The organism is Variovorax sp. OV084 (genome assembly GCF_900111625.1).
In the GTDB taxonomy this organism is placed as follows: domain Bacteria; phylum Pseudomonadota; class Gammaproteobacteria; order Burkholderiales; family Burkholderiaceae_C; genus Variovorax.
On the sequence record NZ_FOII01000026.1, the window covers coordinates 23,327 to 41,315 of the forward strand.

The 17,989-nt window shown below is 61.8% G+C and carries 17 protein-coding genes; 11 read left to right on the forward strand and 6 right to left on the reverse strand.

Annotated features, from left to right (window positions below; genetic code table 11):
- Positions 1–63: 63 nt before the first annotated feature.
- Positions 64–1,617 (forward strand): MocR-like pyridoxine biosynthesis transcription factor PdxR, encoded by a 1,554-nt coding sequence (locus BMW87_RS31800; protein WP_093081950.1) that lies wholly within the window; start codon positions 64–66, stop codon positions 1,615–1,617.
- Here BMW87_RS31800 and BMW87_RS31805 read toward each other — a convergent pair.
- The gene (locus tag BMW87_RS31805; RefSeq protein ID WP_093081953.1) at positions 1,565–2,938 is read right to left on the reverse strand and encodes a sigma-54 interaction domain-containing protein; all 1,374 of its coding nucleotides are present in this window, start codon (positions 2,936–2,938) and stop codon (positions 1,565–1,567) included. The two genes, BMW87_RS31800 and BMW87_RS31805, sit on opposite strands and share 53 nt — an antisense overlap.
- Before the next feature lie 217 nt (positions 2,939–3,155).
- On the opposite strand from BMW87_RS31805, the gene BMW87_RS31810 reads away from it, so the two are divergent.
- From BMW87_RS31810 to BMW87_RS31840, 7 genes are read left to right on the forward strand one after another with little or no spacing between them, the layout of a single operon-like run.
- Positions 3,156–3,947, forward strand: coding sequence for an alpha/beta fold hydrolase (locus BMW87_RS31810; protein WP_218149794.1), 792 nt, complete (start codon positions 3,156–3,158; stop codon positions 3,945–3,947).
- A gap of 32 nt (positions 3,948–3,979) precedes the next feature.
- Complete coding sequence (locus BMW87_RS31815) at positions 3,980–5,650, forward strand: MFS transporter (RefSeq protein WP_093081957.1); 1,671 nt, start codon at positions 3,980–3,982, stop codon at positions 5,648–5,650.
- 11 nt (positions 5,651–5,661) lie between these two features.
- Positions 5,662–6,684 carry a CobW family GTP-binding protein gene (locus tag BMW87_RS31820; protein WP_093081960.1) on the forward strand — a complete coding sequence of 341 codons (1,023 nt, stop codon included), beginning with the start codon at positions 5,662–5,664 and terminating at the stop codon, positions 6,682–6,684.
- On the forward strand, positions 6,681–7,448 hold the full coding sequence (gene nthB / locus BMW87_RS31825; RefSeq protein ID WP_093081962.1) for a nitrile hydratase subunit beta: 768 nt from the start codon (positions 6,681–6,683) through the stop codon (positions 7,446–7,448). The genes BMW87_RS31820 and nthB overlap by 4 nt, the downstream gene beginning before the upstream one ends.
- Positions 7,445–8,074 carry a nitrile hydratase subunit alpha gene (nthA, locus tag BMW87_RS31830; RefSeq protein WP_093081965.1) on the forward strand — a complete coding sequence of 210 codons (630 nt, stop codon included), beginning with the start codon at positions 7,445–7,447 and terminating at the stop codon, positions 8,072–8,074. Before nthB ends, nthA begins: the two co-directional genes overlap by 4 nt.
- Positions 8,075–8,084: 10 nt before the next feature.
- Positions 8,085–8,432 (forward strand): nitrile hydratase accessory protein, encoded by a 348-nt coding sequence (locus tag BMW87_RS31835; RefSeq protein WP_093081967.1) that lies wholly within the window; start codon positions 8,085–8,087, stop codon positions 8,430–8,432.
- A complete protein-coding gene (locus tag BMW87_RS31840) occupies positions 8,429–9,295 on the forward strand; it encodes a HoxN/HupN/NixA family nickel/cobalt transporter (RefSeq protein WP_093081970.1) in 867 nt (288 codons plus the stop codon). The genes BMW87_RS31835 and BMW87_RS31840 overlap by 4 nt, the downstream gene beginning before the upstream one ends.
- A gap of 432 nt (positions 9,296–9,727) precedes the next feature.
- Here BMW87_RS31840 and BMW87_RS31845 read toward each other — a convergent pair whose 3' ends face one another.
- From BMW87_RS31845 to BMW87_RS31860, 5 genes are all read right to left on the reverse strand, one after another.
- Positions 9,728–9,913: a hypothetical protein gene (locus tag BMW87_RS31845; protein WP_093081973.1), complete on the reverse strand. Its 186-nt coding sequence runs from the start codon at positions 9,911–9,913 to the stop codon at positions 9,728–9,730.
- 458 nt (positions 9,914–10,371) lie between these two features.
- A complete protein-coding gene (locus tag BMW87_RS31850; protein WP_177192891.1) occupies positions 10,372–11,280 on the reverse strand; it encodes a LysR family transcriptional regulator in 909 nt (302 codons plus the stop codon).
- Positions 11,264–11,476 (reverse strand): hypothetical protein, encoded by a 213-nt coding sequence (locus tag BMW87_RS35240; RefSeq protein WP_177192892.1) that lies wholly within the window; start codon positions 11,474–11,476, stop codon positions 11,264–11,266. The genes BMW87_RS31850 and BMW87_RS35240 overlap by 17 nt, the downstream gene beginning before the upstream one ends.
- A gap of 452 nt (positions 11,477–11,928) precedes the next feature.
- On the reverse strand, positions 11,929–12,825 hold the full coding sequence (locus tag BMW87_RS31855) for an amidohydrolase family protein (RefSeq protein WP_093081978.1): 897 nt from the start codon (positions 12,823–12,825) through the stop codon (positions 11,929–11,931).
- A gap of 38 nt (positions 12,826–12,863) precedes the next feature.
- The gene (locus tag BMW87_RS31860) at positions 12,864–13,622 is read right to left on the reverse strand and encodes an SDR family NAD(P)-dependent oxidoreductase (RefSeq protein ID WP_093081980.1); all 759 of its coding nucleotides are present in this window, start codon (positions 13,620–13,622) and stop codon (positions 12,864–12,866) included.
- A gap of 524 nt (positions 13,623–14,146) precedes the next feature.
- Here BMW87_RS31860 and BMW87_RS31865 point away from each other — a divergent pair.
- From BMW87_RS31865 to BMW87_RS31875, 3 genes are all read left to right on the forward strand, one after another.
- The gene (locus BMW87_RS31865; protein ID WP_218149797.1) at positions 14,147–15,757 is read left to right on the forward strand and encodes a GMC family oxidoreductase; all 1,611 of its coding nucleotides are present in this window, start codon (positions 14,147–14,149) and stop codon (positions 15,755–15,757) included.
- Between the two features lie 17 nt (positions 15,758–15,774).
- Positions 15,775–16,188: a hypothetical protein gene (locus BMW87_RS31870; protein WP_093081986.1), complete on the forward strand. Its 414-nt coding sequence runs from the start codon at positions 15,775–15,777 to the stop codon at positions 16,186–16,188.
- An 825-nt stretch (positions 16,189–17,013) separates the two neighbouring features.
- Positions 17,014–17,988: a substrate-binding domain-containing protein gene (locus tag BMW87_RS31875; protein ID WP_093081988.1), complete on the forward strand. Its 975-nt coding sequence runs from the start codon at positions 17,014–17,016 to the stop codon at positions 17,986–17,988.
- The last annotated feature ends 1 nt before the right edge of the window (position 17,989 follow it).

Genomic DNA, 17,989 nt, shown 5'->3' on the forward strand with positions numbered 1-17,989 from the left:
TGGGCAGTTGGTACTGTCCCGCGGAACCGGCACAATGGGAAGGTCCAGTTTCATTCCTTTTGCATGGACCAGTTTTCAACGCGACCGAGCCGAAAGTCCAATGCCGACAGGGCCGGACGCCGCATCTACGACCTGCTGCGCTCCCAGATCGCCGACGGGACGCTCGCCGCAGGCGCGCAGGTGCCGTCCACGCGTGCCCTGGCGTCTGACCTGGGGGTGTCGCGTACCACCGTCACCGCCGCCTACGAGCAGCTCGCGGCCGAGGGATTCCTTGCCACGTCGGTCGGGCGAGTTGCTCGCGTCGCAAGTCCGCTGGCTGCGCCCGAACGTCCCGATACGAGGCCGAAGCAGCGCGGCAGGACTGCACCGACTCTCTCGGCCTTCGGATGTCGCGTGGCCGCGGTCGATATGCCCGGACTTGCTCCTGTGGAACCTTGCCGCATCGACTTCCTGTATGGAGCGGTGGCTTCTCGCGACTTTCCGGCGCTGGCCTGGCGACGTGCCTACCAGGCCGAACTGCTGCGCCATCAACGCCGGCTCTACTACGTTGCGCCCGAAGGCGACGCATCGCTGCGCCGCTCCCTGCAGGGGTACCTTCGGCGCGCGCGGGGCCTGGCCTGCGATGCCGAGCAGATCCTCATGGTGCACGGCTCACAGCAGGCCATCGACCTGTGCGCGCGGCTGCTGTTGAATCCCGGCGACGCCTTCGTCTTCGAGGAGCCCGGCTACCTGATGGCGCGCCGGTGCTTCGAGGCCACGGGCGCCGAGCCCTTGGCAATACCGGTGGACGCCCAAGGGCTGGACACCGCCATGCTGCCAAACGACGATCGCACCCGCCTGGCCTATGTGACGCCTTCGCACCAGTTTCCATTGGGAGGCGTGCTGCCCATCGGCCGGCGCCTTGAACTGCTCCGTTGGGCGCGAACGCACTGCGCCTGGGTCGTCGAGGACGACTACGACGGCGAGTTTCGCTACGGCCAGCGCCCGATCGACGCACTGCAGTCGGTAGACACCGACGGCCGCGTGATCTACGTGGGGACCTTTTCCAAGGCGCTGTCGCCACAGCTTCGGCTCGGCTACCTGGTGCTGCCTCCCGAGCTGGTGCCGGTGTTCCGGCAGGCCAAGCGGCTGGCCGACCGCCATGCGCCCGTGCTGGAGCAGCGTGTGCTGGCGTCGCTGATCGACAGCGGCGCCTACGAGCGTCACGTGCGGCGCACGCGCCGCGAGCATGAGCGTCGCCGGGCGGCATTGCTCGAGGCCATTGCGCGCCACTTGCCTGCCAGCGCCACGGTCATCGGCGCGGCGGCCGGGCTGCATGTGGTGCTCTGGCTGCCGTTCCTGCGGCCGCAGGACGAGCCCGCGCTGGTGGCCGCCGCGCGCGGCAAGGGCGTGGGCGTCTATGCGGTGTCGCCGCTGTTCGCCAAGCCGTCGTCGCGCATGCAACCCCGGCCGGCCGGACTGATCCTGGGATATGCCAGCCTCTCGGTCGAGGAGATCGATCAGGGGATGCGTGTGTTGGCTGCGGTGATCGCCGCGCGGGGTGCGAAGCCGATCGCGAGTGTCGCTAAGACAAAGCGGGCGAGCGCCGAAGCTCCCGGTACAGCGTCGCGCGGCTGATTCCCAGCCGGCGCGCGGCCTCGTCCTTGTCGCCTGCAGTCTCTGCGAGCGTCTTTCGTATGCAGGTATCGCGCTCGCGGTCGAGGTGTACCTGCAGCGTAGTCGTTGGGGTCGTTCCGTGCCGGCCGGCAATGGCCTGCGGGCGCTTTGCGACAGGCTGATCCGGCAGCCCTGCTTCGCCAGAGAGCAAAAAGCGCAGCAGCGCGGCTTCCAACTGTCGCACGTTGCCCGGCCAGTCGAAGGCCAGCCATCGCGCGCGAACAGATGGGGGCACCCGGCGCCCCGGCAGGCCTTCGCGCAGCGCGATGCGCTCGAGCAACTGCTCGGCCAACCACTCCAGGTCGTTGCGCTCGCGCAGCGCGGGCATGCGCACGCCGAGCACATTGAGCCGGTAGTACAGGTCGGCCCTGAACTGGCCCGCGTCCACACGCTCCTGAAGGTCGCGGTGGGTAGCGCAGACGACGCGGGTGTCGATCGGGATCGGCGATACGCCGCCCACGCGCACGATCTCCTGGTTCTGCACGGCGCGCAGGAGGCTAGCCTGCAAACTGAGGGGCATGTCGCCGATCTCGTCGAGGAACAGCGTGCCGCCGCTCGCGAGTTCGAACTTGCCCGGCTTGCCGCGCGTCCGGGCTCCGGTGAAGGCGCCGCCTTCGTAGCCGAAGAGCTCCGCATCGATCAGCGATTCGGGAATGGACGCGCAGTTGACCCACACGAACGGCCGCCGGGCGCGCGGCGACAGTGCGTGGATCGCGTTGGCCGCCAGTTCCTTTCCGCTGCCGGTTTCGCCTTGGACGAGCACGGGCAGCGAGAGGGGGGCGGCCTGTTCGATGGCCGCACGCACCGCATCCATCCGCGCGCCGTGGCCCAGGATGTCGTCAAGCCCGTAGCGCGCGGTCCACGGCGTGGGCGGGCTGTGGATGGCGCGCCCCTGGTCGCCGGCGACAGCCACCGCCTTCTTCAGCGCCGCCATGTTGGAGAACAGCGCCAGACCGACCGCCCCGATGATTCGCTCGTCCTGGTAGACAGGCACTTGCCGCGCGAGCAACTGGTGGCCCCGCACTTCGAGCGGCATCATGGTCACGGAGAGGTCGCCGCGCGCCACGTGGTGCAGGCGCGTCTTCGGCGACACGACATCGGTGATGTGCCGGCCGATGAAGTCTTCCTGGGGGCCGCCCAGCAAGCGGCAGTAGGGCGCATTGATGAGCACGACGCGGCCATTGGTGTCGACCGCCACCAGGCAGTCGGACACATGGTCGAGCACGCGGCGCAGGAACTCGGCCTCGTTCTGGCCGGAGCCGAACCATTCGGGAAAGGGCATTTCTCGTCTCGTATTTGCGACGTTAGGACTCAATATTGAGACTAATGCATGTGCTCCAAGCCGTCAATCGAAGCCGTGGCGAGCATTTATCCAAGCAAATCAAGCACTTGGCGAAATAGCGAAGACGTCCGCCGAGCGGGCCCCGGATTTGCTCTGTGCCCTCCGCCTCGCGATCGACGCCGCGCGGCGGCTTCCGTCCTTTCACCTGGAAATGCACATGAATGACATTATTTCAATCGGAGACATGCACGTGCGCGTGGCGGGCCACGGCCCGGCGCTCGTCTTTTGCCACGGCTTCACCACGACCGGCGAGTTCTGGCGCGAGCAGATGGGTGCGTTCTCGCGCGACCACCGGTTGGTGGTGCCCGATCTTCCTGGCCATGGCCGCTCGGCATCACCACGCTCGCGCCGCTACACGATCGACGCATTTGTGAAGGACCTCGTGCTGCTGTTCGACAAGCTGCGTCTCGAAGACGCCATTCTCGTGGGGCTGTCGATGGGCGGCACCATCGCCCAGCGCTTCGCGCTCGCGCACCCGAGCCGCTTGCGCGCACTGGTGCTGGTGGGCGCCACACCGCACGGGCTTGGCCCCGACGTGAACGTGAAGAATGTGCTGCACGCCATTGAAAGCCTAGGCGTCACTGCGGCGAGCCAGGCGGTGATCGATCGCTCGTTCGCTTCCGCCGCTTCCGCCGAACTGGTGGCCTTTGCGCGCGAACAGGTGGCACTGACGCCGGAATTCGTCGCGCGCGAAGCCATCGTCTCGCTGAACGAGGCCGACAGCCGGGCGCAGCTCGCACGCCTGGCATTGCCGGCGCTCGTCGTCTGCGGCGAGGAGGACGCCATCACGCCGCCGGCCGAGTCGAATGCGCTCGCCGCCGGCATTCCCGGCGCGATACTGCAGCTGGTGCCCAGCGCCGCGCACTTCCCGATGCTCGAGCAGCCCGAGCGCTTCAATGTGATCCTGCGCGACTTCATCACTCGCATCGACAACCGGAGCGGCGCTTGACGCGCGCCCGCCATACATCAAGGAGTATGGACATGACATCAACTGTCGAGACATCTACCGCAACGCCCGAGCGTTCGCGTGAAACGCGCCGGGTGGTCTTTGCCGCGGCGCTTGGCACGGTGCTGGAGTGGTATGACTTCTTCATCTACGGCAGCCTCGCCGTGTTCTTCGGCGGGTTGTTCTTTCCCAAGGGTAACGAGTCGGCGGCGATCCTCGCGTCGCTCGCGACCTTCGGTGCAGGCTTCGTGCTGAGGCCCTTCGGTGCGATCGTCTTTGGGCGCCTCGGAGATCTGGTCGGGCGCAAGAAGACTTTTCTGGTGACGATGATGATCATGGGCACCGCCACCGCCGCGATCGGCTTCCTGCCTACTTTCGAGACCATTGGCTGGGCAGCGCCTGCGCTTCTGGTGCTCTTGCGTCTTCTGCAGGGGCTGGCGATCGGCGGCGAGTTCGGTGGCGCAGTCACCTACATCGCCGAGCATTCCGACCCGCACCGCCGAGGCTTCATGACCAGCTGGCTGCAGATCACCGGCACCATCGGGCTGCTCGTCTCTCTCGGCGTGATCATGGTGCTGCGCTCGTCGATGTCGGCCGAGTCCTTCGCCTTGTGGGGATGGCGCGTGCCGTTCATGCTGTCGATTGGACTGCTCGCGTACTCGCTCTACGTTCGCATGCGACTGGAAGAGTCGCCCGTGTTCCTCGAAATGAAAGCGCACGGCAAGGGCTCGCGAAACCCGGTCAAGGACACCTTCGGCGATCCGCGCACCCTGCGCATCGTACTGGTGACGATCTTCGGCGCAGTGGCCGGGCAGGCGGTGATCTGGTACACCGCGCACTTCTACAGCTTGCAATTCCTCACCGCGACGCTCAAGCTGCTGCCGCAGTCCGCTTACGCCTACCTGACGATCGCCCTGGTACTCGCCACACCGTTCTTCGTGCTCTTCGGCTGGCTGTCCGACCTGATCGGGCGCAAGTGGATCATGCTGACGGGTTGCCTGCTTTCCGCAATCCTGTTCATGCCGCTTTTCCAGGGCATGGCCAAGTACGGCAACCCGGCGCAGGAGGAGTTCCGCGCCCGCACCCAGGTCGTCATCCAAGGCGGCGATTGCAGCGAGGACCAGTCCTTCATCGGCCAGCTGTTCCAGCCGAAGGCGACCAAGCCGTGCACGCGTGCCCGCTCGTTCCTGGCCGCGCAAGGCGTGCCGTACACGTTGCGGCCGCAGGCGGGCGAGCTGCAGTTCGTGGTCGCCGAAACGACGCTGACCGGCTTCGATGAAGCGGCACTGCGCCGCGTGTTGGTCGAGCGCGGCATGCCGCTCACGGCCGATCCGGCACGCGTGAATGCGCCCATGGTCGTGCTGATGCTGTTCGTGCTGGTGCTGCTCGCGACCATGGTGTACGGCCCGATGGGCGCGTTCCTGGTCGAGCAGTTTCCGACGCAGGTGCGCTACAGCGGCGTCTCTGTGGCTCTGCAGTTTGGCAATGGATGGATCGGCGGCTTCGCGCCGTTCATCGCCACTGCGATGGTCGTGAGCAGCGGTGACATCTTCCGCGGCCTCGTCTACACGATTGCCGTAGCGTTGCTCACGCTGGTAGTGGGCGCCTTCTGCATTCGTGATCGCCGGGGCCTCGACATGCGCGAGCCGGTAGCCGCAACGGAAACGCCGCATGCCGCTTCGAAGCTCGCGGCGTCGCAACATTAGCCCGGATCGCCATGGCTCTAGCGAAGATCCCCGTCACGATCGTCACCGGCTTCCTTGGGGCCGGCAAGACCACGCTCGTGAATCACCTGCTGGCGCAGTGCAGCGGCACCTACATTGGCATCATCGTCAATGAGTTCGGCGAGGTCGGCATCGACGGGCAACTGATCGTCGCCGATGACCAGCCGCTGATCGAGATTACCAATGGCTGCGTCTGCTGCACGGTGCGAAAGGACCTGACAGCGGCGGTATACGAGCTCCTGCAACGCGCTGAACGTCCGATCGAGCGGCTGATCATCGAGACCTCCGGCCTGGCCGATCCCGCTCCGGTGTTGCAGAGCTTTCTTGCCGATCCCGCCTTGTTGCAACTCGTGGAACTTGAGTCGGTGGTCACCGTCGCCGATGCCCACCACGTCCTGCTCCATATCAGCGACGACATCGTGCGCGAGCAGATCGCCTTTGCGGACGTGATCGTGCTCAACAAGGTCGAGATCCCCAGCGCATCGGAGCTGGTGCAACTCGAGAGAGAGCTGCGCCGGCTGAATCCGGCCGCGCACCTGGTCCGGACCGAGCGGGCACAGGTTTCGGCCGCCGAGTTGCTGGGCACGAAGCGCTTCTCGCTGCCGCACGTGCTGTCGATCGAGCCCGATCTGCTGGACGGCGAGGCGCATGACCACGAGCACGATACCTCGATCGGCTCATGCTGCATGGAAACCGACGGCGCCATCGACCCGGAGCGGTTCAGCCGCTGGATGAACCAGCTGGTCCAACGCGAAGGCGCACGGCTGATGCGCACGAAGGGCGTGCTTCACTTCAACGGCGAGGCGCGCCAGTTCCACTGTCACAGCGTGCACATGCTGCTCGATGCGCGGCCTGGGCGGCGCTGGGGCCACGACGAGCCACGCCGCAGCAAGCTGGTCTTCATCGGGCGGGAACTTGCGGTCGACGCCTTGCGAGAGGGCTTTCTCGGATGCCTGGCGGTTCAGTCTGAACGAATGCCGGCTCCTGCCGCCGAATCTGAAATGGAGCACCCATGAAGCTACAGCATGCGCTGGGCGGTCTTGAGAACCTGGGGCCTGTGAGCCTGGAACCCCGAGTCTTCGTGCAGGACTGGGAGAAGCGCATCTTCGGCATCCACACGGTGATGATGGCCGAGAGCACCCACCTCGCAGAGGCATTGCCCAGATATCCGATGGCCAGCTTGCCCACCACGTTCAAGCACACCTGGACCTGGGCCTCGCTGCGCACTGGTGCCGAGGGCATGCAGCCCTTCGAGTACTTCAAGTTCCGCTACTACGAGAAATGGCTGATGGGCATCAGCCAGTTTTTTGTCGACGAAGGCTACATCACCGCCCAAGAGCTGGCCTGGTGGACCGCGCACTATCGCGTCCAGCCCGACGCGCCGCTGCCGGATCGGCCCTGCGAGCCGATCAAACGCCAGATCGTCGACTACCTGCTGCAAGGGGACTCCAGCCTGCGGCCGCTGCCGCATGCACCGCGGTTCGCAGTCGGCCAGACTTTGCAGGTGACCGACCCCGCGGCGGCTGACCACACGCGGCTACCCGGCTACCTGCGCAACAAGAAGGGCACTGTCCGCGAGGTGTACCCCGGTGCCTTCGAGTATTTCTGCTCGACCGGGCCTGATGGGTTGGAAGGACCGATGCCGGTGTACCGCGTTGCGTTCGATGCGCGCGACATCTGGGGTCCCGACCTCTGCGAACCGAATACGACGATCTACGCCGACCTCTTCGAGGTCTACCTGCAATCCCGAACGCTCGACGAAGAAGATAAAACGCCATGAGCACTGATCTGTTCAAGTACAACGACGAGCGCGAAGCGGCGAGTGCCGCGAAGGTGCGCGCGCTGGAGGCCCTGCTGATCGAGAAAGGCGTGATCGGCAGCGACTCGGTCGATGCGGTGCTCGATCATTTCGAGAAGATCGCGGGACCGTTCAACGGCGCGCGGATCGTTGCGCGGGCATGGGTCGATCCCGCCTACAAGCAGCGCCTGCTCGACGACACGCCTCAGGCCATTGCCGAACTTCAGCTGCCATTGGGCATGGAGGGCGCCGAGGGGGAGCACATGGCCGCCGTGGCCAACGGTCCGGGTGTGCACAACCTGATCATCTGCACGCTCTGTTCCTGCTATCCGTGGCCGGTGCTCGGGCTGCCGCCGTACTGGTACAAGGACCCGGTGTTCCGCGCCCGCGGCGTGCGTGAGCCGCGTGCAGTCTTGCGCGAGTTCGGCGTGCCGGTGAGCGAGCACACCGAGGTCAAGGTGTGGGACAGCAGCGCGCAGATCCGCTGGTTCGTCGTGCCCGAGAGACCCGCCAACACCGACGGGTTCAGCGAAGAACAATTGGCTGCACTGGTCACGCCGGAGGCAATGATGGGCGTCGCGTTGGTACCGCCGCCTGCAGCTGCCTGAGGCGGGTGCCATGTTCACTCGCTTCGAGGAATATGCAGCTTCCCAGATGCTGGGCCATGCCGACTCGCCGCCGCGCAGCCAGGGCAAGCTGTTCTTTGCAGAGGCCTGGCAACGGCAGCTCTTCGGGTTGACGTTGGCCGTGGCCAAGCGGGGCCACTTCGACTGGGAGGATTTTCGCCAGCACTTGATTGAATCGATCGGCGATTGGGAGCGGCTCGACTGCGCAGCGCAGCCGCCGTGGGACTACTACGAGCGGTTCTTTCGGGCGCTGCTGCAGGTTCTGGAGCAGCAGCAGGTGGTCACCAACGGAGAACTGGCCGGGGTCCTGGCCGATCGACCGGTGCGGAGCAGTGAATGAGCGCCGAGGGGCTTTCCTTTGCCGGCTTGTTCCTGATGTTCGCGCTGGGGCTGCGGCACGGGTTGGACCCCGATCACATCGCCTGCATCGATGGCCTGACCTGGCACGCGCTCAATCATTCGCATGCCCATGCAGGTTGGATCGGGACCTTGTTCGCGCTCGGTCACGGCCTGCTGGTCACGCTGATCGCGGTGGTCGTCAGCAAGCTTGCGATGCACTTCGATCCCCCGGGCTTTGTGGTGACCGTTTTTGGATGGATTCCGACCTTGCTGCTGATCATGGTCGGCTGCCTCAATCTGCGCCTGCTGCTGCGCACGGACAGGGCCTACGCGCCGATTGGCTGGAAAATGAGCCTGATCCCTGCGCGCTTGCGGCAGCAGACGAGTGCCTGGTCGGTAGTGGTCATCGGCGTGCTGTTCGCCACCGTCTTCGACACCGCCACACAGGCGGCAGCCTGGGGCTATGTTGCCAGCAACAAGAATGGCGGTGCGTGGGCTGCCTTGCTCGCGGGAATGACCTTTACGGCGGGAATGATGGTCACCGATACGCTGGACGGCCGCATCATCTGCCGAATCGGCCGAGGCATCGAAAATCCGGAGGCGGGGCGCCGCGTGCGCCGGACACTCGGCTGGCTCATCGTTGCCATCTCATTCGGCGTGGCTGTCTACAACGTGACTAAGGTGTTGTCGCCGGAAGTCGAACTCGACGACATGGCGTTTTCGTTCACCGGCGCTGCGCTGGTTGTTGTCATGCTGGGTATCTGGGCGTGGAGTGCCAAGCGCACAGGCTGTGCGCGAACGTCCGTCATGCCGGGCCTTCGGAAAGATGCGCCCCCACCGCCCCTTACTTCGCGGACCTCCTGATGTCGCCCCGCAGCGTACGTCGGTGAACCGACAGCTGCCGCTCCGCGACGGCTGCGGTCCAGCGGCCGCGAGTCCCTCTCTGCCCAGAGCTTGGCAATCCAGCGCTTCCATCTTCTGCTCCGGTTCTCTCATGGTCAAACACATCGCATTCCCAAGCGTCGTCGTTCTGGTGGTCGGCACCTTGGCGCTGCTCCACCTGTATCCGTATCAGCGCTTTGCGTCATGACTCAAGGAAGGAGCCGTATGCGGTGGTGCCGCACGCACGGAGCTGTGCGGGGGCAGGGAGTAATCCGCGTCCCTCGCGACCCCGCGTGTCTGTTGAACGAACTTCTGATCCTGTCGTGACCTATGAGCCCGTCTGGGGAGCCATGAGTTCAACTAGTGGGACCGGCCACTTCGTCGGTGTCCCTAGCGGCGAGCAGTACAGTGCCGTCAAATGGCGGGCAACAGCCAGAACGCCCGGCTCGCCCACAGCTTGGTGTGCACGACCTGCAGCTCGCGGTAGATCCCGCTGATCACCAAGCCCCTTGGTAGTTCGCCGGCCCCGGTCCCCCGGCGGCGCGTGTTGGCCAACAACGCCAGCCTCACCGTCTCGACGGATGGTGCCAGCTTCGCCAACGCAGGCTTGTGCGGGTGCGCAGTTGGTTGCGCACCGTGTTGTGCAGCAGGTCGTCGCCGCTGCAACATCTCGCGCTTACTTATTCTCGCAGTGGTGCATCCGCAGGATGCTTGCCAATCATGGCCATGGTGGTCAAAGCAGCAGGGAAGGCTGAACACCCGAGTAAAGTTTGAAGCGGCAGCACATGAAGGTCTTGTACGTTCCACGAACTTAGCCGCTGGCAAAGGAAATCATTATTACTTTGAATCGGACCGAAGTGTGGAGACCGCGGCGTGCAGGGTGGAGTTGGGGTACTGCGGAGCTTTGGAGGGACGGCAAGAACCTCTCGTTTGCAAGCGCTTCCTTATTCTGAATCAGGGACGCGGTCGTGGCAGTACAGATGAACGGCGAGATGGTCGATTGACCGGTACTTTTGCGCGCGTTGAAGATCGGCTTGACAGCATCGCCCCACTGAATCCTATGCTTCTGAACCGGCTGCTGAAGCGACGGCTGTCAGATGCTCCAGCAAGCTGGCGACCGAGCTGTTGACCGAACGGTCTCGCCTAACGCAGACGAGCATTTTTCTCTCCGCCCAATCTTCGGGAAGTGGCCGCACAACCAGCCCCATTCCTTCCCCCATGGTCCTTGCCGCTTGAAATGGCAAAAGTCCGATGCCAAGTCCGGCCTTAACCATTTTGCATACCGCCTCAAAGCTGCGAACCTGTATACGCAGCTGCAGCATCTTTTCCGCCACTACCGCTTGTTCAGCCAGCAGTCGCATCATGGAAGACCCCCCCTCAAGAGCGATGATGTCATGATCGAGAACCTCCAGGAAACGAAAACCTTCCCTTAGGGCCAGCTCGTGACGAGCAGGCATCACGACTGCAAGTCGATCCGTTCGGTAGGGAAATACATCTAGCCCTTCGACCCGAATTCCTTCCACAACGATACCGATGTCAGCATCTGCCGCAAGCAGCGCCTTCACGATCTCAGCACTCCATCGCTCCTCGACCACCAGTCGAACATCGGGGTGAGCGCGAGCGTAGTTGGACAGATCATCCGGCAGTGACTCCGTCATCGCAGACGTGTTGGCTAATATGCGCAGGGCACCACGACGCCCCGCAGCAAAGTCGCTCATTTCTGCCTGCATCTGGTTCATTAAAACCAGCATGACTTTGGCATGAACCAGCAAGGCTGTGCCAGCCGGGGTGAGCTCCACCCCTCTTGGCGACCGCTCCAGCAAGGCTGTCCTGAATCGATGCTCCAACAATGCAATTCGTCGACTCGCCGCGGCCAACCCTATGTGATAAGCATCGGCAGCCTTGGTCAAGCTGCGTTGTTCAGCAGCGAGTACGAATAAGGCGATGGAGTCAATGTCTGGAAGCATGTTCAAAAATGAGGCTGTCGATCTCGAGAGAGGCAATATCGCCCAGGCCAGGAAGCGGCGGGCAGAGTGCATCCATCTCGGTTCCCACCGAGGTCTGAACGGCAACATCGGTGAACTCGAAGGACGCTTTGCCTGGGGTAGCGCGCGTGACTGCGCGTGGTTCATCAATGACTGCACGCGAGCCATCGACAATCATTTCGTGGACTCCTGCTCTCTGGGCGAAAGTGTAGGAGTGAGGCTGAATGTCGACAAATGATCTGTTGCGACACATCCATGCGAAATTGGTATGGGCCCGGCTTGGCGCCAGCACCGAGTGCTGTAACGATGCGGTGCCCACGGACAAGCCCATGACATGGCGCGAGAACAAATCGCCCGGCTCAGAAACATCAGCCCTCGTTAGTGCGGATCTCGGTGATGTTCGTGGCTCAGGACTGGTTGGGATCGCTGAAGATGAAGCGCGGCTGCAGTGGCCTGGGGCAACATCCGTCGGCTTGGCGCTGCGACTTGATAGACCGCGGCCTCCTCGTGGCCTCAGGTTTGAGGCTCAGCGGTGCTGGAAACCCGGGCTATTCACGTCAACCCCGAAGCGACTCGAACAAAAGAGCGATAGCCACCGAGAATGGTGGCTATCGCGACGATGATGTCCAATCAAAGACGGTACACGCGCCGCGCGTTGTCGTGAAACAGCTTTCGCTGATCGGTCTCGGACATGCCTTCTACCAGTTCGAAGAAGGCCTCATAGATGCGATCGAAGCTCGAGTAGATCTTGTCGACCGGGAAATTCGACGCGAACATGCAGCGGTCAACCCCGAAAATTTCGATGGTCGCAAGGACGAATGGCCGGATGCTGGCAACCGTCCAGTCCGGATCGACCATTCCCAACCCCGAGATCTTGGCGTTTACATTCGGGTTTGCCGCAAGCGCCTGCATCCCGTCGTGCCACGCTTGAATGCCAGCGGGATCACGGTCCAAAGGCATGCCGGTGTGGTTCAGTACGATGGTCGTCCCCTGATGGGCCCGCGCCACCTTCGCCGCATCTGGCATTTGGTGAGGATAGAGTTGAAGATCAAAGGAAAAGGAATACTTCTCCAGGAGATCAAAGCCGTGCAGCCACTTGGGATCCGTCAACAGATCGTTTCGTTCCACAAAGCTGTACTTTGAGTTCGGATGCCAGTTGAGAATTTGGCGAATCCCCCGCACGGCCTTGCTCTGTGCATGAGCTGCTAGAACCTCATCGACATTGTCGTCCTCAAGATTGGCGTGCGCGACGATGGCGGTTGGAAAACCGGTTTCGTCCTTCATCTTTTGAAGCCACCGCGTCTCCGCCAGAATGTCTGACGAGAGCGCATCGAGATGCACATCCTTTACAACGTTCCAACGCTTGGAGTCTTCCTTGTAGTCCGCAAGCGAATAGGATTTCATGATCGACCTCAGACTGCCAGCGATGGGCGCGACCGGCTCACCAGGTTGACAGAGCCAAGGATAGGAATAGTTCTCCAGGTCCCACAGGTGATGATGCGGGTCGATGATCGACTTAGTTGCCACTTTCAACTCCTTTTGATCTAGGTTTCCGAGATTGATCGTCAGCCGGCAACGTAGCCTCCATCGACCATCAGAATGTGCCCTGTGATGAAGGCAGCGTTATCGCTCGCGAGGAAAATCAAAGCCTTGGCCACTTCGTCCGGTTCAGCCCACCGCTTCATGGGGTGGGCATCCTTCACGGCCTTCGCGCCGGCTTCCGGATCCGGCAGGCCAGCGAGGTAGCGGGCGAGGAAAGGCGTGTTGATCGCGCCCGGGCCGACGGCATTTACACGTATGCCGTTACCGGCGTATTCCACCGCCAACTGGCGCACGAATTGGAGGACGGCTCCCTTGGAAGCGCAGTAAGCAGCTTGTGACGGCAAGCCGACCACACTGGAGATTGAACCTGTCGCCGTGATGGAGCCCTTGCCTGCCTTGAGCATGTTCGGCAGCGCACGCTTAGCGCAAAGGAAGAATGATTTGGCGTTGCCAGTCATCACCGCGTCCCACTCTTCTTCCGAAGTTTCGTGCAGAGCCTTGCCGATCATATAGCCGGCGTTATTGATCAGCGACTCAATAGGGCCAAACTCGGCCTCGCCGGCGCTGAATATTTTCTCAACGTCGGCGCTCTTGGAGACATCACCCACCGTAGTCACTATCTTGGCGTTCGGGAATTCCTTAGCCAATTCATGCACGTTGTCGGCGATATCAGTCGCCACAACCTTCGCGCCCTCTTCGGTGAGTTGTTTGACGATTTCACGGCCGACACCGCCAGCGGCGCCGGTAACCAAAAAGACGCGATCTTTCAGTACGTTGTTCAATTTAGGTCTCCAAAGGTGAAATTAGGAGGCCGATCGTACTGATCGCCTTTAGCACCAGCTAGACGCAATTCGGTTTGGTTGCCATAGGCGGATCCTATGTAGTATTTCCCCTCAGCCGCCGGCGGAAAAGGCTGCCGTGTAGGAGCCGTTCTGCAAAGGTCAGCGATTCATTACGGCGTAGGGTAAACCACTGGAGCTGCAAACGGAGGAGCCAGCTCCTCGGAGGAATGCCACCCGACCAATTCAGAATGCCTATGGGTGTCAGTTGAAAAGTCGCATTGCGGCCCATTTGTGAGTGGCCATACCATCACAGCAGGAGACAGGGCGGGTTACTGGGAAGAACGGCGCCAGCCTCTGACCAGAGATCGAGAAGCTGTGGCGGAGACAAGATTGCGCCACTCTGTCTGTGTGCCAGGAAACAATGAATTAGAACTGACCGGCTGATGGGCGGACTATTTCATCGCACTGGTTATAGTAACTTGGCAAGATTAGCTATGAATATTACGGCAAATAATCGAGGGACCGTGGATGCGGTCATCGTAGGCTCTGGTCCCAGCGGTGCAGTCGCTGCAATGCATCTGGCGAAAGCGGGAATGTCGGTGGTTTGCCTAGAACAAGGCGAATACCCGAACTACACGTCGATTAATTTTGACGAGAGCACTTTCGAGTTGAAGCGTGACCAGGTATTCAACTGGAATCCAAATCGCCGAATGAACAGCGCCGACTATCCGATCAACGACACTGAATCCGACGTGGCCCCCTTCATGTGGAACGGTGTCGGTGGCAGTTCCGTGATCTATGCAGCCGCGTGGCACCGCTTTCAGCCCAGCAATTTTCGAGTTAAGACTCTGGACGGCGTGGCGGAAGACTGGCCGCTCACTTACGAGGACCTGGCTCCCTATTACACCCAAGCCGAGCTTCAGTTCTCCGTGTCCGGTGTCGGCGGAGATCCTTCGTATCCGCCTTTCGACCCACCTCTGCCGCCCATGCCGATGAGCGACTTGACCAAAAAGATGTTTGCAGCGCACAAGCGACTGGGTTGGCACATCTGGCCGGGTACCAATGCGATCGCCACCGTAAAGAACAACGGGTTGACCCCTTGTGTGCGCCGCGGCGCCTGCATGGCGCCGGCGTGCTTCGATGGTGCAAAGGCGTCAACGGACCGCACTCACTGGCCGACCAACATCAAGCTTGGCGTGAAGTTGATCCAGCGAGCTCGCGTTTCTCGCGTCGAGACAGACGCGCAGGGCATGGCTACTGGCGTTACTTACATTGACCGGGAAAGTGGCAAAGAACATTTCCAGTCCGCACGGATTGTCATTTTGGCCGCCAACGGAATCGGAACACCGCGCATCTTGCTCAACTCGCACAGCGCACGGTTTCAGACCGGTTTAGCAAACAGTTCGGACATGGTGGGCCGCAATCTGATGATGCATCCGCATGGGATGGTGATGGGCCTTTTCGACGACTTCTTCGACAGCTGGCAAGGCCCGACTGGTCAGCGCGCCTATTCGCAACAGTTCACCGAAACTCAGCCTGGCGTCGGTTTCTATCGAGGGGCAAAGTGGCAGCTCATGGGTACAGGCGGGCCACTCAGCCAGATTGGTGTCTGGCCGTGGGGCAAGCCGGCCGGCTGGGGCGAAGAGTTCCACAAGACGGTTTCGCAACGCTTCGGCCACTCGGGCATGTGGTCGATCATCGGAGAAGACCTGCCGAACCCAGAAAATCGTGTGCTCCTTGATTCGACACTGAAAGACGCTGACGGCATTCCCGCCCCGAAGGTCGTCTACCGTTGCGACGAGAACTCGAAGAAGCTGGTCGCATGGCACGAAGAACACGCGGCAATGTCGTTCAAGGAAGCCGGAGCCTATGAGGTCGTCAAGGCTCCCGACTCGCGGGAAACCGGCTGGCACATCCTCGGGGCAGCACGCATGGGTACCGATCCGATGACCTCAGTCGTCGACGCTTGGAACCGCGCACACGATGTGCCCAACCTGTTCGTTGTCGATGGCAGTGTGATGCCGACTTCAGGTCCGGTGAATCCAACTGGCACCGTTGCGGCTCTGGCTTTGCGCGCAGCCGACGGTATCGTCAAGAACCGCCGCACCCAAGTGGTGTCGGGCCATAGCAAGTAAGGCAGAGGCACAGAATCATGCAGATCAACTACAAAGATATCGAAGCACAACTGTTTTGGATGTGCGATGCGATGATCCCGGGCAGTGCCGAACTCGACATGCCGTCGGCGAGCAAACTGGAATTGGTCACCAAGCTGTTGCCGCGCGCGCTCGAGGCGCGGCCCGACCTGGCCCTGAAGTTCTATGAGACTGTTGCGTCGCTCCCGGCCGAAACCCCCGCCGATCCGCTCAAGGTGATCAACGCAGTCCCTGTCGCACAGATGGAAGTGGTCGGCCGCTTTATTGCCGGCGCCTACTTGACAGCCAGCGAGGTGACGACCGCGCTGCGTTTCCCCGGCTTCCAAGCGCTCTATGAAAACGTCGACTACGACGAGATCATGGAAGCGATCGAACCAATCGTTGAACGAGGGCCCTGCTACGTGATCGTGTAGCGTGTACTCCCCACTACTTAGACCCTGGGGACCGGTGTCCCGGGCGATTGCGGTCTGTTTTCCGCTTTCTGGAAGCCGCCCACAGCGCGTCCGCGAAGCTGGGTCTTGAACGCCACACCTCGGCGACCGAGTGCCCTGCCAAGCCATTGGCAGGCCGTTTCCCAATTGCGGTTTATGGCGCCACGAACCCATCGAACTGCTCCTGCTCCTGCTCCTGCTCCTGCTCCTGCTCCTGCTCCTGCTCCTGCGTCAGCTACAAAGGGGGCCGCGACGCCCGCTTCCTGCGGTGGTCAGGGTGCAGACCGTCGAGGCCCGCCTACATCTCTTGCATCTGGCACCTGGCAACTTCTCAAAGCGCATCCACGGTTATGCAGTTCCTCCTGAATGGGGCTGGCCAGAGTGGAGGCGCCAGTGCTTGACGGCGCACTCGGATCTTGCCCAACAAAACCGTCGCCGAATTTCGCGCAATCCGGCTGTTTGACAGAGGGCAGCCGCCTGTCGCGCTGAGCCGGACTTGCAAGCGCAGCGCAGTCTCGACCGGCCCGTCTTGCTCGGACGGCCGAGCGCCAGCGTTTGCTCGACCTCGACTAAGGAATTTCGCAACGCTCCGCCGTCGTGGGCGGACGGTGCCCGCGCTAACCACGGCCAGCGAGCGAGCAGCAATAGGTAAACCCAATTGTCGCCAGAAGCCGTTGCGGATTGTTCGCGACTATTCGGAGTGCCAAGATCGACTTGCGCAACGGGAGTCAACCCGGAGGCGCGGAGCTGAAGGCTCTTTCATCAACAAGATTCTGCCGGCTTTTGACCGGCGTACGGAGACAATTCATGAAGCACAACAAACGCCATTTTCTAAAACTGGCAGCGTTCGCCAGCGCCGCGATGTTCGCGACAACGCTCACGACCACTGCTTTCGGAGCCGATCAAAAGTTTCGTATTGGCTACTCGCAATTCTGGGGCACAAACAAATTTCTGCGTACGCAGGTCAAAGGTGCTCAAGCGGCGATGGCCGAGTGGAAGAAAAAGGGAGTCAATGTCGAACTGATCGTTACGAACGGTGGCGACACAGACACGACCAAGCAAGTGGCAGACCTGGAAGATCTTTCTGCACAGCACATTGACGGCTTGCTCATTTTTCCTGGCGACTCGGTGGTTCTGGCCGGCCCGGTAAAGAAATTGTTCAACGACAACAAGCTTCCCGTTGTCGTGACCGATATCGGGCTCAAATCGGGCGATTGGATTACCTACGTGGGTACCGAGAACGAGTTGGGCGGGCGCATGGCGGCAGACTATATGGCAACGCTGGTGCCAGCGGGTTCCAAAGTCATTGTTTTCGATCATGGTCCCGCGGTCCAAGTGATCATCGATCGCAATCGCGGCTTCGAAAAGCGCGCAGCCGAACTCGGGCTCAAAGTTCTTCCTCGCAAGGTCATGAAGCTGTCCCTCGAGGACGGTCGCAGAACCATGGAAGATACCCTGACTGAAATCCCCGATATTGCCGGCGTGTTTTTCCAAAATCACGCCCCAGCCATTGGTGCTGCGGCAACGCTTCAGGCAGAGAACAACAAGAAGGTGAAACTGGTTAATTTCGACACCGACCCGACTGCCTATCAGATGGTTCGCGATGGAAAAATTGCCGGTACGATTGTTCAGGATCCATATCAGATGGGCTATGTTGGCATGAACTCAATGCTCACGCATCTGACTGGCGGCAAGACCAAAAAGAACATCGAACTTGCGCCGAAGCTCATGACGCCCAAGAACGTCGCCGAATTCTCCAACGACCCACAAGTCCAAAAATGAC